Below are 25776 nucleotides of genomic sequence, written 5' to 3'. Positions count from 1 at the left end.
TGACAATGAATAACCCAGTTATCCTGGTTGTTCTGGATGGCTTAAACTACCGCACAGCCCATGATTGCATGGGCTTTATGCAGGGGTTAGCCGAATCCGGGGACGCCACACTGTACCGCCTGAGCTGTGAACTGCCTTCGCTCTCCCGCCCGCTTTATGAATGTATTCTGACCGGTGTGCGCCCGGTTGACAGCGGCGTGGTGCACAATCAGGTGGTGCGCCTGTCACACAACGACAGTATTTTTTCCCTCGCACAAAAAGCCGGAAAAACCACCGCTGCCGCCGCTTATCACTGGGTCAGTGAGCTGTATAACCGCGCCCCGTTTGATGCAGTTCGTGACCGTTTCACTCACGATGATTCACTTGCGATACAACACGGCTGTTTTTATCAGGTGGATCATTATCCTGATGATCATTTATTTCTCGATGCCGAATATTTGCGCCGTCAATACCACCCCGACTTTCTGCTTATTCACCCGATGAATATTGATGATGCCGGTCATAAGTACGGTGTCGATTCACAGCAGTACCGCAACAGTGCCCGCCGTGCAGACGGCCTGCTCTCCGCGTATCTGCCTGCGTGGCTGGAGGCCGGTTATCAGGTGCTGGTGACCAGTGATCACGGCATGAACAATGATCACTCTCACGGCGGGATTCTGGATGAAGAACGCACCGTCCCGCTGTTTGTTGCCGGTGATGCTTTTTCTCACGAGGCGGATATCCCGGTGCAGCAGACACAACTGTGCGGCACCATCTGCCGGCTGCTCGGCCTGAGCGGACACAACAAAGCCGCTGTACCGCGCCTGCTGCGGGAGACGCAACATGGCTGATATTCTGCCGGAGCTGACCGCGATGAAAAGTAAGCAACATACCCGCCCCCTGTCACGCCGTCTGCCGCTGAAACCGATGCTGTTACTGCTCCCTGCCGCGCTGCTGTTCGCACTTTTCCAGCTTGCGCCGATGTTATGGGTGATTATCAACAGCTTTGTGTATGAAGATGCCTGGTCATTCGGTAACTTTACCGAAATCTTCAGCAGCCCTTTTTATATTCAGTCCTTCGAAAATACCCTGTGGATTTCCGGGGTATCGGCAGTCGGCGGGCTGATCCTCGCCGCACTGTTCGCCTCTTCCTTACAGCACGCCCCGCCGCGTCCGCGCCGCTGGCTGATCGCATTTACCAATATGACCGGCAATTTCAGCGGTGTGCCGCTGGCGTTCGCTTTCATCATCATTCTCGGCGTCAACGGAGCCATCACTCTGCAACTGAAAGCCTGGGGGGTGATTGAGGATTTCAATCTCTACAGCGCCGCCGGGCTGATGCTGATTTACCTCTATTTTCAGATCCCGCTGGGGATCCTGCTGCTCTATCCGGCGTTTGATGCACTGAAACCGGAGTGGGAAGATGCCGCCAAAACCATGGGAGCCGGTCGCCTCGCCTACTGGCGCTATGTCGCGCTGCCGGTGCTCTCTCCGGCGCTGCTCGGCACCTTTATCATCCTGTTTGCCAATGCCGCCGGGGCTTATGCCTCCACTTATGCGCTGACCACCGGGAACTACAATATGGTGACCATCCGTATCGCCAGCCTGGTGTCCGGCGATCTGTTCCTGGAGCCGAATATGGCGGCGGCACTTTCTGTTCTGCTGATGGTTATCCTCGGATTCATCACTGCTGTCTATCACTGGCTGCTGAAACGGAGTTACCATGCCACGTGCTGATCTCACACTTAATCCGCCATCCATGGCGCGTTATCACAAAATCATGCTCAGCCTGATTGTGATCCTGCTGCTGTTGCCGATTATAGCGACCCTGCTGTATTCCTTCTCCACCCGCTGGGGTGCCACGGTACTGCCGGACGGCCTGACGTTACAGTGGTATCTGAAGCTGTGGCAGGATCCGCGTTTCCTTACCGCATTCGGCCGCTCACTGTTTATTTGTTTTGTCACCCTTGCCATCAGCACCCTGGTGATCCTGCCGCTGGTGTTTGCTGTGTTTTATTACTTTCCGCGACTGAAAGGGCTGATGGAGATCCTGATTATTCTGCCGTTCGCCGTGCCGCCGGTTGTCTCTTCTGTCGGCTTACTGCAGCTGTTTGCTGACGGGCCGCTGCCGATTGCAGGGACTCCGTGGATCCTGATCGGTACCTATTTCACCATCACCCTGCCGTTTATGTACCGGGCGCTGGCCAACAGCCTGAACGGCGTGCCGCTGAAAGATCTGCTGGATGCTGCCCATCTGCTCGGCGCAAGTACCTTTAAAGCGTTTCTGCTGGTGGTGGTGCCGAATATCCGCAAAGGGCTGCTGGTGTCACTGCTGATTGCATTCTCTTTCCTGTTCGGCGAGTTTGTGTTTGCCAATATCCTGGTCGGCACCCGTTACGAAACCCTGCAAATTTACCTCTACAACATGCGCCAGACCAGCGGGCATTTCACCTCTGCCCTGGTGATGAGCTACTTTATTTTCACCCTGATCCTGACGTTGATCGCGACACGTTTAAGCCGCTGAGGAATTACTGATGAGCTATGTAATTGCTGAAAACCTGACAAAATCCTTTGCTGCCGCGCCGGTCTTTTCCGGTCTGAATTTTTCTGTCAGCAAAGGGGAATTTATTACCCTGCTCGGCCCGAGCGGCTGCGGTAAATCCACACTGCTGCGTTGTCTTGCCGGGCTCGAGCCTGTCAATGACGGCAGAATTTATGTGAATAAACAGGATATTACTTTATCTCCGCCACAACAGCGGGAAATCGGTATGGTGTTTCAGAGCTATGCACTGTTCCCGAATATGACCACCGAACGCAACATTGCCTTCGGCCTGAAGATGCAGAAAGTCCCGGAAGATGCACAGCGAAAAGCCGTTGCAGAGGTGATTGAGCTGGTGGGGCTGAAAGGGAAAGAACAGCATCTGCCGCATCAGCTTTCCGGCGGTCAGCGTCAGCGGGTGGCACTGGCACGGGCACTGGTGATGAAACCGCGTATCCTGCTGCTGGATGAGCCGCTTTCTGCGCTGGATGCGCAAATCCGCAAACATCTGCGTCAGCAAATCCGTCAGATCCAGCGGGAACTGAACCTCACCACCATTTTTGTTACCCACGACCAGGAAGAGGCCATGCTGATGTCTGACCGTATCTTCCTGATGAATAAAGGTGAAATCGTGCAGAGTGATACCGCCGAAAACCTCTACACCCAGCCCGCCAATGAGTTTGTCGCGCGTTTTATGGGGCATTACAATCTGGTCAGCGCACACAACGCCAACAGCCTGCTCGGCCTGAATCTCAGCGGTATTGTGGCGATCCGCCCGGAATCCATTTATGTGCGTGAGGCCGGAAGACAGTACGGGGAACACATTTCTCACCCGGTTTCAGGTACAATCCGTGACAGTCAGTTACTGGGCAATATTATTCGTTATCAGGTGGATACCGGACTGGGCGCACTGACCGTGGATCTGCTGAACCGCTCTTCTGAGCGGTTGTTTGAACAGGGCACTCAGCTGGAGCTGATGTTCAATAAAAATGAAATCCGCGCTCTTGCCCCGTCAGTTAATTAAAGGAACGTCATGTCAACATTAGCGGTTTTCGACCTCGATCACACCTTAATCGCTGCGGACAGCAGCCTGTTATGGACAGATTATCTGTGGGAAAAAGGCATTATCACTGATCCGGCCTTTCTTGCCGCAGATAAGCAGATGATGGCGGATTACAGCACCGGTAAGCTGGATATGGCCGCGTATATGGCCTTCAGTCTGAAGGCGTTGGGTAATGCCACCGTTGCACAAATTGATGAATGGGTGGCTGAGTTTACCGAAAGCAAAGTGCGCCCGCTGGTCTACCCGGATGCGGTCAAAACCCTCGCGTTTTATAAAGAACACGGCGTGCCGGTGATCATCATTTCTGCCACCGCCGATTTTATTGTCAAACCGGTGGCGAAGATGCTGGGTGTGAATCTGGCCTTTGGTATCGGGCTGGAAGTCCGGGATGATCACTACACCGGCGCATTGCAGGGGATCACCACCTTCCGGGAAGGGAAAGTGGAAAAACTGGCTAACTTTCTGGATATTCGCCAGTTTTTACCGGAGCGTACGATTTTCTATACCGATTCCGCCAACGATTTACCCCTGTGCCGCTATGCCACGGATGTGCTGACGGTCAACGCCGACCCGGTATTGCAGGCAGAAGCAGAAAAGCAGGGGTGGATGCAGCTGACGTGGTCATTAAACACAATAAACGGCTGATCTTCCTGCCCGTCACTGATAAATATGATACCCGCTGCCGGAGATACGTCAGCGGGTATCAGCCGGATCAGGCGGCGCTGCTTCCCAGTCTGAATTGAGTCATAACCTGCATGAGCTGACCCGCCTGCTGATGCAGGCTTTCCGCTGCCGCGGCATTTTCAACCACCAGCGCGGCATTCTGCTGTGTGACTTCATCAATCTGCTGTACCGCAATGCCGACCTGCGAAATGCCCTGAGACTGCTCATTCGCCGCCAGCGTCAGTTCGTCAATCATCTGACTGACGCCCTGCGTCTGAGTGACAATCACCTGCATCGATTCACCGGCTTCTGCCACCAGCTTGCTGCCTGCATCCACCTGCTCAACGCTGGCATTAATCAGATTTTTTATTTCACCGGCAGCCTGCGCACTCCGCTGTGCCAGTGTCCGGACTTCGCCGGATACCACCGCAAAACCGCGCCCGTGTTCACCGGCACGTGCGGCTTCCACCGCCGCATTCAGTGCCAGGATATTGGTCTGGAATGCAATGGAATCAATCACGCCGATAATGTCAGTGATTGTGCGGGAAGAGTTTGAGATATCCTGCATGGCATGAATAACCAAATCCACTTTCTCACCACCGTGACGGGCCGTTTCGGAGGCTTCCGCTGCCATCATATTCGCTTTTGCCGCAATCTCCGCACTGCTTTTCACCGTGGCAGATAACTGTTCCATTGATGCCGCAGTTTGTTGCAGACTGCTGGCCTGTGATTCCGTCCGCTGACTCAGATCAGCATTACCGCTGGTTATCTGCATTGTGCCGGTCACAATGCTGTCACTGTTATTACGCACCGTACCGACAATACCGGCCAGATTCCTCTGCATTGCCTTCAGGGTACTCAGCACACTACCGTCCGGAACCGGATGCGTTTCATCGGACGGCGACAGATCACCGGAGGCCACCCGCTCAGCCACTTCTTTCAGTTGTGCGGGCTCAGCACCCAGAGCACGTGTCAGATTGCGGATAATCATCACCCCGGAGACAACCGCCAGCGTTAACGCCAGCAGCGCGAACACCAGAATAATATTGCTCTGGCGCTCATAATTCGTATTAAATTCCTGAATAAGCTGATTACCGGTTTCAGTGCCGTGATCGCGGCTGGCACGGAATGACAGAATATAAGCATCCGATGCCGCATATTCGGCATCCATCATTTTCGCAATCGCTTCTTCATGCCGTCCCTGCTGATCGAGTTCAAGCACTTCCCGGGTCACGGCGGCATAGTGTTTTTCATCTGCAATCATCTTATCAAGCAACGCCCGTCCCTGCGGATCCATGCCGAACTCATTGACCATATCCAGCAGCGTCTGCGTTCTTTTACTGACTTTCCCGTCTTCTTCTTTAAAACGGTTCAGTTCTTCTGTTTTATCTTTCTTATCAGTTGCATTGATCATATCCCGCAGCATGATAGCCCGCTCTTCCGTCGCATGGCGGACTTCATACGCCTGAACCTGAAGTGCATATGTCCCGTTAACGTAATTCGTGAACATCTCTTTGTCTTTATACAGGTTCATCACCGCCATTCCGGAAACCAGCGCCAGAATGGCGATCAGAACACCAAATGTGACAGATAACCTGACACGAATCGTCGTATTTTTAAGATTCATCTTTTTTCCTGATGCAGAAAGCAATCAATAAGGCCAATAAATAACCAATTGTTTTTTCTTAATATGCCGTAATAAGGCACGCCGACAGAAAACATCGGCAACTGACCGGAAATTATCAGTTTTAATTTAATTTTTTTTATCTTTAGCCGCAGCGGCGTAACCGCTGAATATCAGGGAGGATGACCGGGAATGCTTCAGGTAAATAAATGATGTTATAAAAAGGTTGTAGTTTCCGGGCAGCTTCTTATACTGAAATCTTTCTTGTCGGAGTGCCCAGCATTTATCCCTGTGATAAATCGGGCTGAGACCGTTAATTCGGGATCCGCGGAACCTGATCGGGTTAGTACCCGCGAAGGGAACAAGAGTAATCTTTTCTTTTTTAACCGCCGTTTTTCAGCAGCCGGTTATCACGCATTACTCCTGACGCACCTCCAGACAAGCAATTTCTCACTTTTTCTTCCGGTTTTGCCGGTTTCACTGTAAGGAATTTGCTATGTCCCGTGAACAACGTATTGATACCACTGATCTCTCCCCGGGCGCGGAAACCGCAGCCCCGTCCAAAGCCCGTACCCGCCGTGAACAGCGCGATGCGGCAGAGGAATATATCAGCACCCTGAAAGGGGTGAATTTCCCGAACTCCTACCGTATTTATCTCACCGGATCGCGCCCGGATATCCGGGTGCCAATGCGGGAAATTGCCCTGTCGCCGACCCTGATCGGCGGCGATAAAGCCAATCCGCAGTATGAAGAGAACGAGCCGGTGCCGGTTTATGATACCGCCGGGCCGTACGGCGACCCGCAGGTAAAACTGGATGTCCGCACCGGTCTTGCCCGTCTGCGTGAACAATGGGTTGCAGAACGGGGCGATACCGAAGCGGTGACACAGCTGAGTTCTGATTTTACCCGTGACCGGCTGGCCGATAACGGCCTTGACCATCTGCGCTACCCGAACCGCCCGGCACCGCTGAAAGCCAAAGCCGGAAAATGCGTGACACAACTGCATTATGCCCGGAAAGGGATTGTCACCCCGGAGATGGAATTTATCGCCATCCGCGAAAATATGGGGCGTGAACGCATCCGGGGCGAAGTCCTGCTGCAACAGCATCCGGGACAGCATTTCGGTGCCAATCTGCCGGATAATATCACCCCGGAGTTTGTCCGCGATGAAGTCGCTGCCGGACGCGCCATTATCCCGTCCAATATTAACCACCCGGAATCCGAACCGATGATTATCGGCCGCAATTTCCTGGTGAAAGTGAATGCTAATATCGGCAACTCCTCTGTTACCTCCTCCATTGAGGAAGAAGTGGAGAAACTGGTCTGGTCCACGCGCTGGGGGGCAGATACGGTGATGGATCTCTCCACCGGCCGCTATATCCACGAAACCCGCGAGTGGATCCTGCGTAACAGCCCGGTGCCTATCGGTACCGTGCCGGTCTATCAGGCACTCGAGAAAGTAAACGGTGTGGCCGAAGATCTGACCTGGGAAATGTTCCGCGATACCCTGCTGGAGCAGGCGGAACAAGGGGTGGATTACTTCACTATCCACGCCGGGGTTTTGCTGCGCTATGTGCCGATGACGGCAAAACGCCTGACCGGCATTGTGTCACGCGGCGGCTCGATTATGGCGAAATGGTGTCTGTCCCATCATCAGGAAAACTTCCTTTATCAGCACTTCCGTGACATCTGTGAAATTTGTGCGGCCTATGACGTGGCACTGTCTCTCGGTGATGGTCTGCGTCCGGGCTCCATTCAGGATGCCAACGACGAAGCTCAGTTTGCGGAACTGCATACCCTCGGCGAACTGACCAAAATTGCGTGGGAATATGATGTGCAGGTGATGATTGAAGGCCCCGGCCATGTGCCGATGCAGATGATCCGCAAAAATATGACGGAAGAACTGGAGCACTGCCATGAAGCACCGTTTTACACCCTGGGGCCGCTGACCACCGATATCGCGCCGGGCTATGACCATTTCACATCCGGCATCGGTGCGGCACTGATCGGCTGGTTCGGCTGTGCCATGCTCTGCTATGTGACACCAAAAGAGCATCTCGGATTACCAAACAAAGAAGATGTTAAACAAGGGCTTATCACCTATAAAATCGCCGCACATGCTGCTGATCTCGCCAAAGGACATCCGGGAGCCCAAATCCGCGATAACGCGATGTCAAAAGCGCGTTTTGAATTCCGCTGGGAAGACCAGTTCAATCTGGCGCTGGATCCGGAAACCGCCCGGACTTACCACGATGAAACCCTGCCGCAGGCGTCCGGCAAAGTCGCGCATTTCTGTTCCATGTGCGGACCGAAATTCTGCTCAATGAAAATCTCACAGGAAGTCCGCGACTACGCCGCCGGGATGGAAGAGATGTCTGACGCTTTCCGCGCCAAAGGCAGCGAGCTGTATCACAGTGCAGAGGAGCGTATCGATGAATCTGCCTGACGCGCCGTTTGCCCGGACGGAACATAAATTAGGGCTGTATCCGGTGGTGGATTCGCTGGTGTGGATCGAACGGCTGCTGGCATACGGTGTGCGGACAATTCAGTTACGCATCAAAGACAAAACCGATGCACAGGTGGATGAGCAGATCCGCACCGCTGTTGTGCTGGGGAAAAAATATCAGGCGCGGTTGTTTATCAATGACTACTGGCGCCTTGCCATAAAGCACGGCGCGTACGGTGTGCATCTCGGCCAGGAAGACCTGGATATTGCTGACTTACGGGCGATTCAGCAGGCAGGTCTGCGCCTCGGGATTTCCACTCACGATGACAACGAGTTGCAGCGCGCCAAAGTGCTGCGTCCGTCCTATATCGCGCTGGGACATATTTTCCCGACACAAACCAAAATCATGCCCTCATCCCCGCAGGGATTAGAAAACTTAGCCCTCCAGGTTGCCGCCACGCCGGATTTCCCGCTGGTCGCCATCGGCGGTATTTCCCTTGAACGCGCCCCCGCTGTGGCTGCCACCGGAGTCGGCAGTATTGCGGTGGTCAGCGCCATCACCAAAGCCGCTGACTGGCAGGCTGCCACCCGGCAACTGATGACACTGATCGGGGAAATCGCTGAATATCAGGAGGTTAACCATGCTGAATGATCATGATTTTATGCGCTACAGCCGCCAGCTGCTGCTGGAGGATATCGGCCCGGAAGGTCAGCTGAAACTCAAACAGTCTCATGCGGTGATCACCGGTCTCGGCGGACTGGGCTCCCCTGCGGCACTGTATCTGGCCGCCGCCGGTGTCGGTGAACTGACTCTGATTGATGATGATGAGGTGCACCTCTCCAATCTTCAGCGCCAGATCCTCTATACCGAAGCCGATGTACCGGACAATAAAGCCCGTACGGCAGCAGCACGTCTGCGGGCACTGAACCCGGCACTCACACTCAATGTGATCACCGAACGTCAGACCCGGAAAACGCTGCAACACATTGTACAAACAGCAGATATTGTCCTCGACTGTACCGACAACATGGCCACCCGCCATGCTATCAATGCCGCCTGCGTAACGCAGCAAAAAACCCTGGTCAGCGGCAGTGCGGTTGGTTTCAGCGGACAGCTTCTGGTACTGCAGCCACCGTTTGAGCACGGCTGTTACTGCTGCCTCTATCCGGACGATGTGATCCCGGAACGCAACTGCCGCACTGCCGGTGTGCTCGGCCCGGTTGTCGGCGTGATCGGCACACTCCAGGCGCTGGAAGCCATTAAATTGCTGGCCGGATTATTTTCCCCGCTGAACGGAAAATTACGCCTTTTCGACGGCAGACAGCAAAGCTGGAGCACATTACAGCTGCGGCGGGCGGCAGACTGCCCGGTGTGTCAGGAGGCAGCCGCATGCGCATAACGGTGAATGATGAGGTGATGGATATTGATTCCCCCGTCACCGTCAGTGAACTGCTGGCATTTCTCGGCCGCCCGGTGACAGGTATTGCTGTCGCGGTAAACCAGACCATTGTTGTCCGTGGCAGCTGGTCAGAACACGTTGTCCGCGACGGCGATCAGATTTTACTTTTTCAGGCTATCGCAGGAGGTTAATGATGCTGACGATTGCAGATACCACATTTACATCCCATTTATTTACCGGCACCGGGAAATACACCAGCAGCCGGGTGATGCAGGAAGCGATTGCCGCCTCCGGCAGCCAGTTAGTCACCATGGCAATGAAGCGCATCGATCTTTCTCAGGGACATGACGATATCCTCGCCCCGCTCCGTGAACTCGGTATTAAACTGCTGCCGAATACTTCCGGTGCAAACAATGCCCGGGAAGCGGTGTTTGCCGCACAGCTGGCGCGGGAAGCGCTCGGCACCAACTGGATCAAACTGGAGATCCACCCCGATGCCCGTTACCTGCTGCCTGACCCGGTGGAAACCCTGGCTGCGGCGGAAATACTGGTGAAAGAGGGGTTTGTTGTCCTGCCTTATTGCAGCGCGGATCCTGTACTATGCCGCCGGTTGCAGGAAGCCGGATGCGCCGCCGTTATGCCGCTGGGTGCGCCTATCGGCTCTAATCAGGGATTACAGACCCGCGATATGCTGCGCATTATTATTGAGCAGGCAACGGTTCCGGTAGTGATTGATGCCGGGATCGGTGCACCAAGTCACGCCCTCGAAGCCATAGAGCTGGGTGCGGATGCCGTGCTGGTCAATACCGCGATGGCGGTTGCCCGGTCACCGGTCACCATGGCAAAAGCCTTCCGTCAGGCCATTGAGGCCGGGCTGCTGGCACGGGAGGCAGAGCTGGCACCGAAGCAGCAACAGGCTTCAGCATCCAGCCCGCTGACCTCATTCCTGGGAGCACTGTGATGAGTGAAAAAACCTTCAGCGACCGCTGGCAGCAACTGGACTGGGATGATCTCACCCTGCAACTCAACAGTAAAACCGCGCGGGATGTTGAACGGGCGCTGAGTGCGGACACACTGACTACTGCGGATTTTATGGCACTGATCTCCCCGGCCGCCCGGCCGTATCTCGAAATCATGGCGCAGAAAGCACAGACTCTGACCCGGCAGCGTTTCGGCCATGTCGTCGGGATGTATGTCCCGCTCTATCTCTCTAACCTGTGTGCCAACGACTGTACTTACTGCGGTTTTTCCATGAGCAACCACATTAAGCGCAAAACCCTGACACCGGAAGAAATCCATACCGAATGTAAGGCAATAAAAGCCCTCGGCTTTGACAGCCTGCTGCTGGTCACCGGCGAACATCAGCGCAAAGTGGGGATGGATTACTTCCGCGAAACCTTCCCGCTGATCCGCGATTATTTCAGCACCATGATGATGGAAGTGCAGCCGATGGCGACAGAGGAATACGCCGAACTGCGCACACTGGGGCTGGACGGTGTGATGGTGTATCAGGAAACCTACCATGAGAGCACTTATCAGCGGCACCACCTGAAAGGGAAAAAGCAGGATTTTCACTGGCGGCTGCAAACCCCGGATCGCCTTGGTCAGGCCGGGATCAGCAAGATAGGGCTAGGTGCACTGATCGGCCTGTCCGGTCAGTGGCGGACGGACTGCTATATGGTTGCGGAGCATCTGCACTATCTGCGCCAGCGCTACTGGAAAACCCGTTATTCCATTTCGTTCCCGCGCCTGCGTCCGTGTGCGGGCGGTATTGAGCCGGAATCCCTGATGAATGAAGCGGAGCTGGTGCAGCTTATCTGTGCTTTCCGCCTGTTCGCGCCGGATATTGAGCTGTCACTATCCACCCGCGAATCACCGTATTTCCGTGATCATATGGTGCCGGTGGCGATAAACCAGGTCAGCGCCGGTTCCCGCACCCAGCCCGGCGGCTATGCCGAAGAGGATGATCCGGAACTGGAGCAGTTCAGCCCGCATGACAACCGTTCGCCGCAGCAGGTCGCCGATGCCCTGCTCGCCGCCGGTCTTCAGCCGGTCTGGAAGGACTGGGATAAATATCTGGGAAGATAAGGTAAGAAAGGCCGGTGAATACCGGCCTGATTTTTTTATATGTTCTCTGTTATCTGTCGACAACAATATCCTTATTCACCACTTCCGGACCACTGTTACCAATCATGGTGGCAAATTTCTCAATCGGGTCGGTACGCAATGCATACAGACGTTTCAGGGCATACGGATTATCACCGAGGCGGACTTTCCCCTGAATGGTGGTGACGGCCATCGTCATACCGGCCTGCTGTGCTGCATCCATCGCATCCTGATTATATGCCCCGAAAGGATATGCCAGGTAATGCTGCTCAGGGTTCAGTTTCGCCAGCACGCGCTGCGAACGCTGGTAATCCAGCAGGATCGTGTGCTCTTTGCGGCTGAAAATAATCGGGTTTTTGCGATTATCCAGTCGATGTAAAAAATGCGTATGTGACTGAATATCAAACACATCCCGTGACTGCATCAGCTCCGGCCAGCACATGAACTGCAATCCGTCCGGTGCCCATTTCTGCGGTTTTGATTTCACCCGCGAGGAAATCACAAACAGTGTGGCTTTCTGATCATTCTGCTTCAGGATCGGATAAGCATAGCGGTAAACCGATTTCAGGCCATCGTCGAACGTCAGCACGACCACTTTACCCGGCAGATTATTTTCCTTCGCCAGATAACCGGCCACATCATCAAGGGAAATCGTCCGGTAACCGGCCTGCTTCAGATAATCCATCTGCGCCTTAAAGGCCTCAACGGATGTGGTGGTCGAGGTATGGCGGAAGTTCCTGTTTTCACTGTCTTTCAGGATATGGTGATACGTCAGGATCGGGATCCCTTTATCCAGTTCCACATCCGATAAACGGATATAGGCCAGTCTGTCCGCCAGGCGGATAGTCAGCCAGACAGTTTTTTCACCTTCCCGGTTTTCCCTGACCATTTTGGCCAGCACCGGATAACGCAGATCACCAAACAGGGTGGCCACCGGTGTGTTTTCATCATCCGGCGTACCGAAAACAGGGGTGTTGCTGATGGTTATCAGATAATCATAAATCGGATTATTGAGTTCATTCAGCGTATCCAGCGGCGGCACGGTTTTCGGTTTTTTATCTGACAGCTGTTCACTGCCGATAAAGCCACGATCATTACCAAACTGTAATTCCCGGAATTCACCCTTCATCGGATAAATATAAAAGCCGTGTGCAGGCTTCAGTTCCGCAACACCCTGCATCACGCCGGCAACCGGGGCAAAAATGACCTGAGGCTTTTTTACCTGGATCAGTACCGGTGATTCATCTTTCAGTAACCATTCCTGAGAATCAGAAGGCACTTCCGCCGCCCGGCTGACACCGGTGACAGAAAATAAAATCATAAAAATAAACAATACGTTGCGCATAATATGCCCGTTTACCTGCTGTACTGCACAAAAAAGCCCTCCTTAAAAAGGAGGGCTGTTCAGTCAGTTACATTGCTGTATCACTTACTCTTTGCTGCCACCGAAGCCGGCGTTCAGAAGCTCAGCTAAGTTAGCTGTTGCTTCATCAGCGCTGACCTGCTGTGGTGCTGCCTCGGCAGTTTCTGCCAGGTGACGGCGGCGGATACGATCCTGGTGGTACGCGAAACCGGTACCGGCCGGGATCAGGCGACCCACAATGACGTTCTCTTTCAGACCGCGCAGTTCGTCGCGTTTACCCGCAACAGCCGCTTCGGTCAGAACACGTGTGGTTTCCTGGAACGATGCCGCAGAGATAAAGGACTCTGTTGCCAGAGACGCTTTGGTGATACCCAGCAGATCACGTTCGAAGGTTGCAGGGATTTTGCCTTCCTGCTCCAGCAGACGGTTTGCCACTTTCACGCGTGCATATTCAACCTGCTCACCTTCGAGGAACTCAGAGCTTCCCGCAGAGGTGATGGTGACTTTACGCAGCATCTGACGAACGATAACTTCGATGTGTTTATCGTTAATCTTAACACCCTGTAAGCGGTAAACTTCCTGGACTTCGTTCGCGATATAACGTGCAACAGCATTCACGCCGCGCAGACGCAGGATATCGTGCGGTGATTCCGGACCATCAGATACGACGTCACCACGTTCAACCATTTCACCTTCGAACACGTTGAGCTGACGCCATTTCGGAATCATCTCTTCGTAAGGATCACTGCCGTCGATTGGTGTGATCACCAGACGACGCTTACCTTTGGTCTCTTTACCGAACGAGATGATACCGCTGATTTCAGCCAGGATCGCAGGCTCTTTCGGACGACGCGCTTCGAACAGATCCGCAACGCGCGGCAGACCACCGGTAATATCCTTGGTACCGACAGATTCCTGCGGAATACGTGCCAGCGTGTCACCGGCGGTGATTGCCACGCCGTCATCCAGCTGAACAATCGCTTTACCCGGTAAGAAGTACGCGGCAGGCATATCAGTGTTCGGGATCAGAACATCGTTACCCTGTGCATCGACAATTTTCAGTGCCGGACGCATTTCTTTCGCACTGGTGGTACGTTCTGCAGAATCCAGAACAACCAGTGAGGACAGACCGGTTAATTCATCAGTCTGACGGGTAATGGTCTGACCGTCGTGCATGTCGGTAAAGCGGATGATACCGGACACTTCACTGACAACCGGCATGGTATGCGGATCCCAGTTAGCGACAGTTTCACCGCCGTTGACGGCTTCACCGTCACCTTTGGAGAGCTGGGCACCGTAAGGTACTTTATAGCTCTCTTTGGTACGGCCGAATTCGTCGATCAGACGCAGTTCAGTGTTACGGGACGTGATAACCAGTTTGCCCGCAGAGTTCATGATGAACTTCGCGTTGAACAGTTTCAGTGTACCCTTGTTACGGACCTGAATGCTGGATTCCGCAGCAGCACGGGATGCCGCACCACCGATGTGGAACGTACGCATCGTCAGCTGTGTACCCGGTTCACCGATTGACTGTGCAGCAATAACACCAACGGCTTCGCCTGAGTTGATGATATGACCGCGCGCCAGGTCACGACCGTAGCATTTCGCACACACACCGAAGTCAGTTTCGCAACTAACCACAGAGCGGACTTTCACGCTGTCGACTGAGTTTTCTTCTAACAGGTCACACTGTTTTTCGTGCAGCAGGGTGTTACGCGGGATAAGAATATCCGCAGTACCCGGCTTCAGAATATCTTCAGCAGCCACACGGCCTAATACGCGGTCGCGCAGAGGTTCTTTAACATCACCACCCTCGATAACCGGGGTCATGACGATACCTTCGTGCGTACCACAATCATCTTCAGTGATGACGAGGTCTTGTGCCACGTCAACCAGACGACGGGTCAGGTAACCGGAGTTTGCTGTTTTCAGTGCGGTATCCGCCAGACCTTTACGTGCACCGTGGGTTGAGATGAAGTACTGGAGTACGTCAAGACCTTCACGGAAGTTCGCGGTGATCGGCGTTTCGATGATGGAACCATCCGGTTTCGCCATCAGACCACGCATACCGGCCAGCTGACGAATCTGTGCAGCAGAACCACGCGCACCGGAGTCGGCCATCATAAAGATACTGTTGAAAGAAACCTGCTGTTCTTCTTCGCCGTCGCGGTTAACCACGGTTTCAACAGACAGGTTTTCCATCATCGCCTTGGCAACACGTTCGTTAGCCGCGGCCCAGATATCGATAACTTTGTTATAACGTTCGCCGGCGGTAACCAGACCAGACTGGAACTGCTCCTGGATTTCTGCCACTTCCGCTTCGGCTTCCGCGATGATCCCGGCTTTTTTCTCCGGAATAACCATGTCATCGATACCAACGGATGCACCTGAGCGGGCAGCGTAGGCAAAACCGGTGTACATGATCTGGTCAGCGAAGATAACGGTCGGCTTCAGACCCAGAATACGGTAACAGGTGTTCAGCATTTTGGAGATTGCTTTTTTACCCAGCGGCTGGTTAACCAGTGAGTAAGGCAGACCACGCGGAACGATACGCCATAAGATGGCACGGCCGACAGTGGTATCAATCATGCTGGTACGCTTGGTGATATTACCTTCGCCGTCTTTCACTTCTTCAGTGATACGGACTTTCACACGGGCATGCAGGGACGCATGACCGGCGCGGTATACACGCTCAGCTTCGGTTGAACCGTTCAGTACCATGCCTTCGCCTTTGGCGTTAACACAGTCACGGGTCATGTAGTACAGGCCCAGAACAACGTCCTGAGAAGGTACGATAATCGGATCGCCGCTTGCCGGTGACAGGATGTTGTTGGTGGACATCATCAGGGCACGGGCTTCGAGCTGCGCTTCCAGGGTCAGAGGGACGTGAACCGCCATCTGGTCACCATCGAAGTCGGCGTTATATGCCGCACAAACGAGCGGGTGCAGCTGGATAGCTTTACCTTCGATAAGGATTGGTTCAAACGCCTGAATACCCAGACGGTGAAGTGTCGGTGCACGGTTCAGGAGAACCGGGTGCTCACGGATAACTTCATCCAGGATATCCCATACGACCGCTTCTTCGCGCTCAACCATTTTCTTGGCTGCTTTAATGGTGGTTGCGAGACCACGCAGTTCCAGCTTGCCGTAGATGAACGGTTTGAACAGTTCCAGTGCCATTTTCTTAGGCAGACCGCACTGATGCAGACGCAGGTAAGGACCTACGGTGATTACAGAACGACCGGAATAGTCAACACGCTTACCGAGCAGGTTCTGACGGAAACGACCCTGTTTACCTTTGATCATGTCTGCCAGAGATTTCAGCGGACGCTTGTTAGAGCCGGTAATTGCACGACCACGACGGCCGTTATCCAGCAGCGCATCCACGGCTTCCTGCAGCATACGTTTTTCGTTACGTACGATGATGTCAGGTGCAGCCAGATCCAGCAGGCGTTTCAGACGGTTGTTACGGTTGATCACACGACGGTACAGATCGTTCAGATCTGAAGTCGCAAAGCGACCGCCGTCGAGCGGAACTAACGGACGCAGATCCGGTGGTAACACCGGCAGCACTGTCAGGATCATCCACTCAGGTTTGTTACCGGACTGAATGAAGGCTTCCAGCAGCTTGATGCGCTTGGTCAGTTTCTTACGTTTGGTTTCTGAATTGGTTTCATTCAGTTCTTCGCGCAGGTTTTCGACTTCCTGTTCCAGATCCATTGCTTTCAGCAATGCCTGGATGGCTTCCGCACCCATTTTCGCGTCGAACTCATCACCGAACTCTTCCAGAGCGTCGAGATACTGTTCTTCTGTCAGAATCTGGCTGCGTTCCAGGCTGGTCATCCCGCCTTCAACAACAACATAAGATTCAAAGTACAGAACACGTTCGATATCACGCAGCGGCATATCCAGCAGCAGGCCGATACGGGACGGCAGTGATTTCAGGAACCAGATGTGTGCGGTCGGTGATGCCAGTTCGATGTGACCCATGCGCTCACGGCGCACTTTAGTCTGAGTCACTTCAACACCACACTTCTCACAAATCACACCACGGTGTTTCAGACGTTTGTACTTACCGCACAAACATTCGTAATCTTTTACCGGCCCGAAGATACGCGCACAGAAAAGCCCGTCACGCTCAGGTTTGAACGTACGGTAGTTAATGGTTTCCGGCTTTTTCACTTCACCAAATGACCATGAACGAATCATGTCAGGTGAGGCCAGACCAATTTTGATCGCATCAAACTCTTCGGTCTTGGTTTGCGCTTTCAGAAACTTTAATAAGTCTTTCACGAAATGGCTCCTGTCGGAGTTAGACCTGTGAGACAAACGGTCGTCTGTTTGTCCCTTAAACCAGATTTACTGGTGCTGCCCGTGTACCACGGGCAGCCACAACGGTAATTACTCGTCTTCCAGCTCGATATTGATACCGAGGGAACGGATTTCTTTCAGCAATACGTTGAAAGATTCCGGCATTCCCGGCTCCATCTGATGACTGCCGTCGACGATGTTTTTGTACATCTTCGTACGACCGTTAACGTCATCCGATTTCACAGTCAGCATCTCCTGGAGGGTGTAAGCGGCACCGTATGCTTCCAGTGCCCACACTTCCATCTCCCCGAAGCGCTGACCACCGAACTGAGCCTTACCACCCAGCGGCTGCTGAGTAACCAGGCTGTAAGAACCGGTAGAACGCGCATGCATCTTGTCATCAACCAGGTGGTTCAGTTTCAGCATGTACATATAGCCGACGGTAACCTGACGCTCGAACTGCTCGCCGGTACGTCCATCAAACAGTGTGATCTGACCGGAAGTCGGTAAGCCACCCAGAGTCAGTAATGCTTTGATTTCCTGCTCTTTTGCACCATCGAATACTGGTGTCGCTGTCGGCATACCTTTTTTCAGGTTGTCCGCCAGGCGCAGAACTTCTTCATCACTGAAGGTGTTCAGATCCACTTTCTGACGCGGGTCGTTACCCAGGTCATAGGCTTTCTGGATGAATTCACGTAATTTCGCGATTTCCTGCTGCTCTTTGATCATCTGGTTGATTTTGTCACCGATGCCTTTCGCAGCCATACCCAGGTGGGTTTCCAGAATCTGACCGATGTTCATACGCGATGGTACGCCCAGCGGGTTCAGTACGATGTCAACAGGGTTACCTTTTTCATCGTATGGCATATCTTCGATAGGGTTAATTTTTGAGATAACCCCTTTGTTACCGTGACGACCCGCCATTTTATCACCTGGCTGGATCTGACGTTTAACGGCCAGATACACTTTAACGATTTTCAGCACGCCCGGTGCCAGATCATCGCCCTGGGTGATTTTGCGGCGTTTCGCTTCCAGTTTCTTGGCGAACTCAGATTTCAGTTCGTCATACTGTTCTGCCAGCTGTTCTAACTGATTCTGTTTCTCTTCATCAGTCAGAGCCAGTTCTAACCAGCGCTCACGCGGCAGTTTGTCCAGTTTGTCAGCTTCCATACCGCCGTTGATCAGAACGGAACGGATACGGCTGAACAGACCGGCTTCCAGAATCTGGAGCTCTTCGGTCAGGTCTTTCTTCGCGTCACGCAGCTGCATCTCTTCAATTTCGAGAGCACGCTTGTCTTTTTCCACACCATCGCGGGTAAAGACCTGGACGTCGATAACAGTACCGGAAACACCGTTCGGTACGCGCAGAGATGAATCTTTCACGTCTGACGCTTTTTCACCGAAGATAGCACGCAGCAGTTTCTCTTCCGGGGTTAACTGTGTTTCACCTTTCGGTGTCACTTTACCGACCAGAATGTCGCCGCCTTTCACTTCCGCACCGATATACACGATACCGGATTCATCCAGTTTGGAGAGAGCGGCTTCACCCACGTTAGGGATGTCGGCAGTGATCTCTTCCGGCCCGAGTTTGGTGTCACGGGACACACAAGCCAGTTCCTGGATGTGGATAGTGGTGAAACGGTCTTCCTGAACAACACGCTCGGACACGAGGATGGAGTCTTCGAAGTTGTAACCGTTCCATGGCATAAATGCCACGCGCATGTTCTGACCCAGTGCCAGTTCGCCGAGGTCTGTTGACGGACCATCAGCCAGCACATCACCGCGCTCAACCGGCTCACCCAGCGATACGCAAGGAGTCTGGTTGATACAGGTGTTCTGGTTAGAACGGGTATATTTGGTCAGGCTGTAGATGTCGATGCCCGCTTCGCCGGCATACATTTCATCTTCATTTACCTTGATAACGATACGTGATGCGTCAACGTACTGAACAGTACCGCCGCGTTTGGCTACGGCTGTAACACCGGAGTCAACTGCTACCGCACGTTCCATACCGGTACCAACCAGCGGCTTGTCAGCGCGCAGAGTCGGAACCGCCTGACGTTGCATGTTCGCACCCATCAATGCACGGTTGGCGTCATCGTGTTCCAGGAACGGGATCAGGGATGCACCGACAGAAACCACCTGCTGGGTGGAAACGTCCATGTACTGAACCTGATCACGGCTGAATAAGCTGGATTCACCTTTGTTACGGCAGGTGATCAGTTCATCAACGAAGTGGCCATCGTCATCTAATACGGTGTTTGCCTGTGCAATGATGAAGTTACCTTCTTCGATTGCAGACAGATAATGAATTTCATCAGTAACAACATCGTCACGCACTAAACGGTACGGGGTTTCCAGGAAACCATATTCGTTAGTCTGTGCATAAACAGATAAGGAGTTGATCAGACCGATGTTCGGACCTTCAGGGGTCTCGATAGGACATACGCGGCCGTAGTGAGTCGGGTGAACGTCCCGGACTTCGAAGCCGGCACGCTCACGGGTCAGACCGCCCGGGCCTAATGCTGAGATACGGCGTTTGTGCGTAATTTCTGACAGCGGGTTGTTCTGGTCCATAAACTGGGACAGCTGGCTGGAACCAAAGAACTCTTTAACCGCAGCAGAAATCGGCTTGGCGTTGATCATATCCTGAGGCATCAGGTTATCCAGATCACCCAGAGACAGACGCTCTTTCACCGCACGCTCAACACGGACCAGACCCACACGGAACTGGTTCTCTGCCATTTCACCGACAGAACGGATACGACGGTTACCTAAGTGGTCGATATCATCCACTTCACCGCGGCCGTTACGGATGTCGATCAGTTTCTTCATGACATCAGTAATGTCCTGCTGGCTCAGGATACCCGTACCGTCAGAGTCATCACGACCCAGTGAACGGTTGAACTTCATACGACCGACCGCAGACAGATCGTAACGATCTTCAGAGAAGAACAGGTTCTCGAACAGGTTTTCAGCAGCTTCGCGGGTTGGCGGCTCACCAGGGCGCATCATGCGGTAGATTTCTACCAGCGCGCTTAAACGATCGTTGGTCGGATCCACACGCAGGGTTTCTGACATGTAGGCGCCGTGATCCAGGTCGTTGGTGAACAGGGTTTCAATGGTTTTGTGACCGGACTGGCTCAGACGCGCCAGCAGATCCAGTGACATTTCCATGTTCGCCGCACAGATTAATTCGCCGGTCGCTTCATCGATGTAATCACGTGCAACCACTTTGCCTGCGATATATTCAACAGGAACTTCAATCTGGCTGACTTCGTCTTTTTCCAGCTGGCGGATATGACGGGCAGTGATACGACGACCTTTCTCAATATAAACTTTACCGTTCGCTTCGATATCGAAGGAAGCAGTTTCACCACGCAGACGCTCAGGAATGAGGGTCATGGTCAGTTTATTATTGCGGATTTCAAAGGTGGTTTTTTCGAAGAACAGATTCAGGATGTCTTCGGTGCTGAAATTCATCGCACGCAGAATGATCGAAGCCGGTAATTTACGGCGGCGGTCAATACGGACAAATAAGTTGTCTTTCGGATCGAACTCGAAATCCAGCCATGAACCACGGTAAGGAATGATACGTGCGTTATACAGCACTTTACCGGAAGAGTGTGTTTTACCTTTGTCACTGTCAAAGAACACGCCCGGGCTGCGGTGTAACTGAGAAACGATAACACGCTCAGTACCGTTGATAACGAACGTTCCGTTTTCGGTCATGAGCGGAATCTCGCCCATGTAAACTTCCTGTTCTTTAATATCTTTAACTGTGCCTTCCGGTGCTTCACGCTCGTAAACAACCAGACGCAGTTTTACGCGCAGTGGTGCGGAAAAGGTTACGCCGCGGATCTGACATTCTTTAACGTCAAATACCGGCTCACCCAGACGGAAGCTGACATATTGCAGTTCAGCATTGCCACTGTAGCTCTGAATCGGGAAAACAGAACGGAACGCGGCTTCCAGGCCGTTCTGACCGTCCGGATCGAGTTCAATGAATTTCTGGAATGAATCCAGCTGGATAGAAAGGAGATAAGGTACATCCAGCACTTGCGGACGTTTACCAAAATCCTTACGAATACGTTTCTTCTCGGTATAGGAGTAAACCATAGGGTTCCTCAGCTCGCTTGATCAGTGACCCGGCCTGCCCGTATCGGACGGACAGTCGCTACAACTATCTAATTTGGACAGAAAATTGAACATTTTCTGTTAATACCCATTGCTATTACTCTTAAATCATTTCATTGCGCTGCTGACTACCGAGCTACCCGAGCGAATCGCAGTCATAAACACAGTATATTAAGTCGTCAATAGCAAAAAGTATTCGGAGAGTTTGCGGGTGTCAGATAACACAACTGTTACCCCGAAAACACACGCATGCGCATTAGCGCAAAAAGGCTGGTGACCAATAAGTCACCAGCCATCAGCCATTTTCAGGCTGCTACTGCAAAAAGTGGCTTATTTAACTTCAACTTCCGCGCCAGCTTCTTCCAGAGATTTTTTCAGAGTTTCAGCTTCATCTTTGCTCACACCTTCTTTCAGTGCAGCAGGTGCGCTTTCAACTAAGTCTTTAGCTTCTTTCAGGCCCAGACCAGTTGCGCCGCGAACAGCTTTGATTACTGCAACTTTGTTAGCGCCTGCAGCTTTCAGAATAACGTCGAACTCAGTTTTCTCTTCAGCAGCTTCAGCAGGACCCGCAGCAACTGCTACAGCAGCAGCAGCAGAAACGCCGAATTTTTCTTCCATCATGGTGATCAGTTCAACAACGTCCATTACAGACATTTCAGCAACTGCGTCCAGGATTTGTTCTTTAGTGATAGACATACGATATGTTCCTAAAATTCAGAATAAGTTTATACGTTAAAAAGCAACGAAGAAAAGAAAGGGCAATTAAGCTGCTTCTTTCTGATCGCGTAACGCTGCCAGAGTGCGAACCAGTTTGCCTGCAGAGGCTTCTTTCATGGTTGCCATCAGGCGCGCGATTGCTTCTTCGTAAGTCGGGAGTGTTGCTAAGCGATCGATATCTTTCGCTGCAATTAACTCACCTTCAAAGGCTGCGGCTTTAATCTCGAATGCAGGGTTCGCTTTCGCGAATTCTTTGAACAGACGAGCAGCAGCGCCCGGATGTTCATGAGAAAATGCAATCAAGGTAGGACCGACGAATACGTCTTTCAGGCACTCAGAAGAGGTACCTTCAACAGCACGACGCAGCAGGGTGTTACGTACTACACGTACGGTAACGCCAGCTTCACGACATGCTTTACGCAGACCGGTCATTTTATCTACAGTCACACCACGGGAATCCGCGACAACTGCAGACAGCGCACCTTTGGCAACTTCGCTGACTTCAGCAACAATCGCTTGTTTGTCTTGAAGATTTAATGCCATTAGCTTCTTGCTCCTGGTTTAGCCGGGTAATACAACCCCGGAACTCACTTCACTCAGCACCGGAAGGTGGAGAGCGCTAAAACACGGTGAGCAGAATACTCGAATAAAATTCTTGTGGCTCTGTCACCGTCTACGCAGGAAAATTAAGTAATCACTTACACCTGCGGTCTTGGACGGGGCCCGGAAAAGGCCGGGCTCCAACCGAAATTCTGGCTGTGCCTGATTCCGTGATAATTTCACTAAATCAAATACAGCAAACATTGGGCGTCAGATTCTACAGAAACCTGACCCCAATGTAAAGCGCTTACTATCCGCAGATATTAAGCAGCAGCAGTCAGACCAGACTGGTCGATTGCAACACCCGCACCCATGGTGGTAGACAGGCTGATTTTCTTGATGTACACGCCTTTCGCTGAAGATGGTTTTGCTTTTTTCAGCGCAACCAGCAGAGCTTCCAGGTTTTCTTTCAGTTTATCAGCGTCGAAATCTACTTTACCGATAGTGGTGTGGATGATCCCGTTTTTGTCGTTACGGTAACGAACCTGACCGGCTTTAGCGTTGTTCACAGCTTCAGCAACGTTAGGGGTTACAGTACCTACTTTCGGGTTTGGCATCAGGCCGCGCGGGCCTAAGATCTGACCTAATTGGCCAACAACGCGCATTGCATCCGGAGATGCGATAACAACGTCGAAGTCCATTTCGCCGGCTTTGATTTTGTCAGCCAGGTCTTCCATACCAACCAGTTCTGCGCCTGCAGCTTTAGCAGCTTCAGCGTTAGCGCCCTGTGCGAACACAGCTACGCGGACAGAACGACCGGTACCGTTTGGCAGTACAGTTGCACCGCGGACGTTTTGGTCAGATTTACGAGCATCGATACCCAGGTTAACGGCAACGTCAACGCTTTCAACGAATTTAGCAGTCGCTAATTCTTTCAGCAGGGCTACGGCTTCATTGATGTCGTACAGTTTGGTAGCATCAACTTTTTCACGGATATTGCGCATGCGCTTGGTCAGTTTAGCCATCGATTAACCCTCCACTACCAGGCCCATGGAACGAGCAGTACCTTCGATAGAACGCATCATAGCTTCTACATCGGCACCAGTCATATCCGCTGCTTTAGTCTCAGCAATCTCACGAACCTGAGCAGAAGTAATTTTACCTACTTTCTCTTTGTTCGGTTTGCCGGAACCAGATTTCAGACCTGCAGCTTTCTTCAGTAAAACTGCCGCTGGCGGAGTTTTAGTGATGAAAGTGAAAGAACGGTCAGCATAAACGGTGATAACAACCGGGATTGGTAAACCTTTTTCCATGCTGTCTGTTTTGGCGTTAAACGCTTTACAGAATTCCATGATGTTCACACCCTGCTGACCCAGTGCAGGACCAACCGGCGGACTTGGGTTTGCCATACCAGCTGCAACCTGCAGTTTGATATAGGCTTGTACTTTCTTAGCCATTTAAAAAATCCTCAATGTGGGTAATAGCGCCGGTTATCCCGGCTCCCCTATGAATACAGGCCCGCGTGAAAACGCGAACCCCTGAAAAACAAAAGGCGCGAAATTGTAGATAAATTTCCCGCCCTTTGCAAGTCCGGAAAAAAAACCGTTACGGTTTTTCGACCTGACTGAAATCCAGTTCGACCGGTGTTGCACGACCAAAAATAGAGACTGATACCTTCAGGCGGCTCTTCTCGTAGTCGACTTCTTCAACAACACCGTTAAAGTCTGCAAACGGACCATCGGAAACACGGACCATTTCGCCCGGTTCGAACAGCGTTTTCGGACGCGGCTTATCACCCACCTGCTGCAGGCGGTTCATAATCGCATCAACTTCTTTGTCGCTGATCGGTGCAGGACGATCGGATGTTCCGCCGATGAATCCCATTACACGCGGTACGTTACGCACCAGATGCCAGGATGCATCGTTCATCGCCATCTGAACCAGGACATAGCCCGGGAAGAATTTGCGCTCACTTTTGCGGCGCTGACCGCTGCGGATCTCGACGACTTCTTCCGTTGGCACCATGACTTCGCCAAATGAATCTTCCATCCCGTTGATTTTGATATGTTCACGCAGAGACTGCGCAACCCGGCTCTCGAATCCGGAGAAAGCCTGGATGACATACCAACGTTTTTTAGGAGAATCCGACATCTTTAGAACCTCAGAAGGATGTTATATAGGAAACAAGACGGACAAGGATACCATCAAGGCCCCATAACACTAACGACATAACCGCTGTGACTGCCGCAACGATCAGTGTTGTATGCAGTGTTTCCTGACGTGTAGGCCAGATCACTTTACGCATTTCAACCCGTGCTTCGCGGGCAAAAGTCAGTGTCGCTCTGCCTTTCGTTGTCCACAGTGCAATACCACCGGCTAATGCGATGACGACAACAACTGCCAGCGCACGCAGCGCAAGATTAAATTCGCGGAAGTAGTAGTTCCCGCCGATAGCAGCGATCAGCAGAACTGCGACCACTAACCATTTGGCAATGTCAGCACCACGGCCGTTTTGTTGAGCTTCGCTATTCGCACTCATAAACCAACCTGTAACCATGAAATAAAAAAGTCAGCCGGACTGCCTCGCTGTTGCAAAACAAATCAGACCAAAATTAGGGACAGATGCAATTGTATCTGACTTGGCGTCATAATCCAGCATGAGTTTCGTATTCTTCGAGATACTCACCATTCGTTGCGTGAGAGCCTATCTCACCAGTAGTTGATGATCAACTAGTGATGAGATAGGTTCTTCATAAAACAACGCAGAAAAAGGGCATCAAATGATGCCCTTTTTAGGATTATTACATCCGTAATTAACCCATCACTTTCGCTACAACACCCGCGCCAACGGTACGGCCGCCTTCACGGATTGCGAAGCGCAGACCATC

At 52.4% G+C, this 25776-nt stretch carries 22 protein-coding genes and 1 riboswitch; of the genes, 11 read left to right on the top strand and 11 right to left on the bottom strand.

Annotated elements, in window-relative coordinates; genetic code table 11:
- Nucleotides 1–5 precede the first annotated feature (5 nt).
- From AB7038_RS17680 to AB7038_RS17660, 5 genes are read left to right on the top strand one after another with little or no spacing between them, the layout of a single operon-like run.
- Entirely contained in the window at nucleotides 6–830 is an 825-nt protein-coding gene (locus AB7038_RS17680; protein ID WP_368890316.1) for an alkaline phosphatase family protein, read from the top strand.
- Entirely contained in the window at nucleotides 823–1716 is an 894-nt protein-coding gene (locus tag AB7038_RS17675) for an ABC transporter permease (RefSeq protein WP_439958110.1), read from the top strand. Before AB7038_RS17680 ends, AB7038_RS17675 begins: the two co-directional genes overlap by 8 nt.
- A gap of 22 nt (nucleotides 1717–1738) precedes the next feature.
- Nucleotides 1739–2503 carry an ABC transporter permease gene (locus AB7038_RS17670; protein WP_368890329.1) on the top strand — a complete coding sequence of 255 codons (765 nt, stop codon included), beginning with the start codon at nucleotides 1739–1741 and terminating at the stop codon, nucleotides 2501–2503.
- 10 nt (nucleotides 2504–2513) lie between these two features.
- On the top strand, nucleotides 2514–3542 hold the full coding sequence (locus AB7038_RS17665) for an ABC transporter ATP-binding protein (RefSeq protein ID WP_369453728.1): 1029 nt from the start codon (nucleotides 2514–2516) through the stop codon (nucleotides 3540–3542).
- 9 nt (nucleotides 3543–3551) lie between these two features.
- Complete coding sequence (locus AB7038_RS17660) at nucleotides 3552–4226, top strand: HAD family hydrolase (protein ID WP_369453727.1); 675 nt, start codon at nucleotides 3552–3554, stop codon at nucleotides 4224–4226.
- Between the two features lie 67 nt (nucleotides 4227–4293).
- Here the strand turns inward: AB7038_RS17660 and AB7038_RS17655 are convergent, their stop codons facing one another.
- Nucleotides 4294–5871 (bottom strand): methyl-accepting chemotaxis protein, encoded by a 1578-nt coding sequence (locus tag AB7038_RS17655; protein ID WP_368890319.1) that lies wholly within the window; start codon nucleotides 5869–5871, stop codon nucleotides 4294–4296.
- Between the two features lie 255 nt (nucleotides 5872–6126).
- A riboswitch (TPP riboswitch) is annotated at nucleotides 6127–6246 on the top strand.
- A gap of 118 nt (nucleotides 6247–6364) precedes the next feature.
- On the opposite strand from AB7038_RS17655, the gene thiC reads away from it, so the two are divergent.
- The 6 genes from thiC to thiH are packed head-to-tail and all read left to right on the top strand — an operon-like array spanning nucleotide 6365 to nucleotide 11802.
- Nucleotides 6365–8314, top strand: a complete 1950-nt coding sequence (gene thiC, locus AB7038_RS17650) for a phosphomethylpyrimidine synthase ThiC (RefSeq protein ID WP_369453726.1) — start codon at nucleotides 6365–6367, stop codon at nucleotides 8312–8314.
- The gene (thiE, locus tag AB7038_RS17645) at nucleotides 8301–8966 is read left to right on the top strand and encodes a thiamine phosphate synthase (RefSeq protein WP_368890321.1); all 666 of its coding nucleotides are present in this window, start codon (nucleotides 8301–8303) and stop codon (nucleotides 8964–8966) included. Before thiC ends, thiE begins: the two co-directional genes overlap by 14 nt.
- A complete protein-coding gene (locus AB7038_RS17640; protein WP_369453725.1) occupies nucleotides 8956–9714 on the top strand; it encodes a HesA/MoeB/ThiF family protein in 759 nt (252 codons plus the stop codon). The genes thiE and AB7038_RS17640 overlap by 11 nt, the downstream gene beginning before the upstream one ends.
- A complete protein-coding gene (gene thiS, locus AB7038_RS17635) occupies nucleotides 9705–9905 on the top strand; it encodes a sulfur carrier protein ThiS (RefSeq protein ID WP_368890323.1) in 201 nt (66 codons plus the stop codon). The genes AB7038_RS17640 and thiS overlap by 10 nt, the downstream gene beginning before the upstream one ends.
- Before the next feature lie 2 nt (nucleotides 9906–9907).
- On the top strand, nucleotides 9908–10675 hold the full coding sequence (locus tag AB7038_RS17630; RefSeq protein WP_036409151.1) for a thiazole synthase: 768 nt from the start codon (nucleotides 9908–9910) through the stop codon (nucleotides 10673–10675).
- Nucleotides 10675–11802 (top strand): 2-iminoacetate synthase ThiH, encoded by a 1128-nt coding sequence (thiH, locus tag AB7038_RS17625; protein ID WP_025154579.1) that lies wholly within the window; start codon nucleotides 10675–10677, stop codon nucleotides 11800–11802. Before AB7038_RS17630 ends, thiH begins: the two co-directional genes overlap by 1 nt.
- 49 nt (nucleotides 11803–11851) lie before the next feature.
- Here the strand turns inward: thiH and AB7038_RS17620 are convergent, their stop codons facing one another.
- The 10 genes from AB7038_RS17620 to AB7038_RS17575 form a co-directional block, all read right to left on the bottom strand.
- Nucleotides 11852–13165 (bottom strand): polysaccharide deacetylase family protein, encoded by a 1314-nt coding sequence (locus AB7038_RS17620; RefSeq protein ID WP_368890324.1) that lies wholly within the window; start codon nucleotides 13163–13165, stop codon nucleotides 11852–11854.
- An 84-nt stretch (nucleotides 13166–13249) separates the two neighbouring features.
- Complete coding sequence (gene rpoC, locus AB7038_RS17615; RefSeq protein WP_072872476.1) at nucleotides 13250–17476, bottom strand: DNA-directed RNA polymerase subunit beta'; 4227 nt, start codon at nucleotides 17474–17476, stop codon at nucleotides 13250–13252.
- Nucleotides 17477–17584: 108 nt separating this feature from the next.
- Nucleotides 17585–21613: a DNA-directed RNA polymerase subunit beta gene (rpoB, locus tag AB7038_RS17610; RefSeq protein ID WP_368890325.1), complete on the bottom strand. Its 4029-nt coding sequence runs from the start codon at nucleotides 21611–21613 to the stop codon at nucleotides 17585–17587.
- 348 nt (nucleotides 21614–21961) lie between these two features.
- Complete coding sequence (rplL, locus tag AB7038_RS17605) at nucleotides 21962–22327, bottom strand: 50S ribosomal protein L7/L12 (protein WP_004242306.1); 366 nt, start codon at nucleotides 22325–22327, stop codon at nucleotides 21962–21964.
- Nucleotides 22328–22393: 66 nt separating this feature from the next.
- Nucleotides 22394–22891 (bottom strand): 50S ribosomal protein L10, encoded by a 498-nt coding sequence (rplJ, locus tag AB7038_RS17600; protein WP_004242307.1) that lies wholly within the window; start codon nucleotides 22889–22891, stop codon nucleotides 22394–22396.
- Between the two features lie 320 nt (nucleotides 22892–23211).
- Nucleotides 23212–23913, bottom strand: coding sequence for a 50S ribosomal protein L1 (rplA, locus tag AB7038_RS17595; protein WP_368890326.1), 702 nt, complete (start codon nucleotides 23911–23913; stop codon nucleotides 23212–23214).
- Between the two features lie 3 nt (nucleotides 23914–23916).
- On the bottom strand, nucleotides 23917–24345 hold the full coding sequence (gene rplK, locus AB7038_RS17590) for a 50S ribosomal protein L11 (RefSeq protein WP_004238484.1): 429 nt from the start codon (nucleotides 24343–24345) through the stop codon (nucleotides 23917–23919).
- A gap of 148 nt (nucleotides 24346–24493) precedes the next feature.
- Complete coding sequence (gene nusG / locus AB7038_RS17585) at nucleotides 24494–25039, bottom strand: transcription termination/antitermination protein NusG (RefSeq protein WP_004238483.1); 546 nt, start codon at nucleotides 25037–25039, stop codon at nucleotides 24494–24496.
- Nucleotides 25040–25049: 10 nt separating this feature from the next.
- Entirely contained in the window at nucleotides 25050–25427 is a 378-nt protein-coding gene (secE, locus tag AB7038_RS17580; RefSeq protein WP_025154592.1) for a preprotein translocase subunit SecE, read from the bottom strand.
- A gap of 274 nt (nucleotides 25428–25701) precedes the next feature.
- Nucleotides 25702–25776, bottom strand: a 75-nt coding sequence (locus AB7038_RS17575) for a hypothetical protein (RefSeq protein WP_180801888.1), incomplete at its 5' end; no start/stop codon positions are given.

This window comes from Morganella morganii, assembly GCF_041099235.1.
Classification (GTDB): domain Bacteria; phylum Pseudomonadota; class Gammaproteobacteria; order Enterobacterales; family Enterobacteriaceae; genus Morganella; species Morganella morganii_E.
Note: the sequence above shows the minus strand (reverse complement) of the source record. Positions and strands in the feature narration are given on the sequence as shown.

Bases quoted from the DNA above. Each gene is read 5' to 3' on its own strand.
- secE (WP_025154592.1), bottom strand. From the start codon at position 25,427: ATGAGTGCGAATAGCGAAGCTCAACAAAACGGCCGTGGTGCTGACATT.
- rplA (WP_368890326.1), bottom strand. From the start codon at position 23,913: ATGGCTAAACTGACCAAGCGCATGCGCAATATCCGTGAAAAAGTTGAT.
- AB7038_RS17660 (WP_369453727.1), top strand. From the start codon at position 3,552: ATGTCAACATTAGCGGTTTTCGACCTCGATCACACCTTAATCGCTGCG.
- nusG (WP_004238483.1), bottom strand. From the start codon at position 25,039: ATGTCGGATTCTCCTAAAAAACGTTGGTATGTCATCCAGGCTTTCTCC.
- AB7038_RS17655 (WP_368890319.1), bottom strand. From the start codon at position 5,871: ATGAATCTTAAAAATACGACGATTCGTGTCAGGTTATCTGTCACATTT.
- thiC (WP_369453726.1), top strand. From the start codon at position 6,365: ATGTCCCGTGAACAACGTATTGATACCACTGATCTCTCCCCGGGCGCG.
- thiE (WP_368890321.1), top strand. From the start codon at position 8,301: ATGAATCTGCCTGACGCGCCGTTTGCCCGGACGGAACATAAATTAGGG.
- rplJ (WP_004242307.1), bottom strand. From the start codon at position 22,891: ATGGCATTAAATCTTCAAGACAAACAAGCGATTGTTGCTGAAGTCAGC.
- rplL (WP_004242306.1), bottom strand. From the start codon at position 22,327: ATGTCTATCACTAAAGAACAAATCCTGGACGCAGTTGCTGAAATGTCT.
- AB7038_RS17620 (WP_368890324.1), bottom strand. From the start codon at position 13,165: ATGCGCAACGTATTGTTTATTTTTATGATTTTATTTTCTGTCACCGGT.
- thiS (WP_368890323.1), top strand. From the start codon at position 9,705: ATGCGCATAACGGTGAATGATGAGGTGATGGATATTGATTCCCCCGTC.
- thiH (WP_025154579.1), top strand. From the start codon at position 10,675: ATGAGTGAAAAAACCTTCAGCGACCGCTGGCAGCAACTGGACTGGGAT.
- AB7038_RS17675 (WP_439958110.1), top strand. From the start codon at position 823: ATGGCTGATATTCTGCCGGAGCTGACCGCGATGAAAAGTAAGCAACAT.
- AB7038_RS17670 (WP_368890329.1), top strand. From the start codon at position 1,739: ATGGCGCGTTATCACAAAATCATGCTCAGCCTGATTGTGATCCTGCTG.
- rpoB (WP_368890325.1), bottom strand. From the start codon at position 21,613: ATGGTTTACTCCTATACCGAGAAGAAACGTATTCGTAAGGATTTTGGT.
- rplK (WP_004238484.1), bottom strand. From the start codon at position 24,345: ATGGCTAAGAAAGTACAAGCCTATATCAAACTGCAGGTTGCAGCTGGT.
- AB7038_RS17630 (WP_036409151.1), top strand. From the start codon at position 9,908: ATGCTGACGATTGCAGATACCACATTTACATCCCATTTATTTACCGGC.
- AB7038_RS17680 (WP_368890316.1), top strand. From the start codon at position 6: ATGAATAACCCAGTTATCCTGGTTGTTCTGGATGGCTTAAACTACCGC.
- AB7038_RS17640 (WP_369453725.1), top strand. From the start codon at position 8,956: ATGCTGAATGATCATGATTTTATGCGCTACAGCCGCCAGCTGCTGCTG.
- AB7038_RS17665 (WP_369453728.1), top strand. From the start codon at position 2,514: ATGAGCTATGTAATTGCTGAAAACCTGACAAAATCCTTTGCTGCCGCG.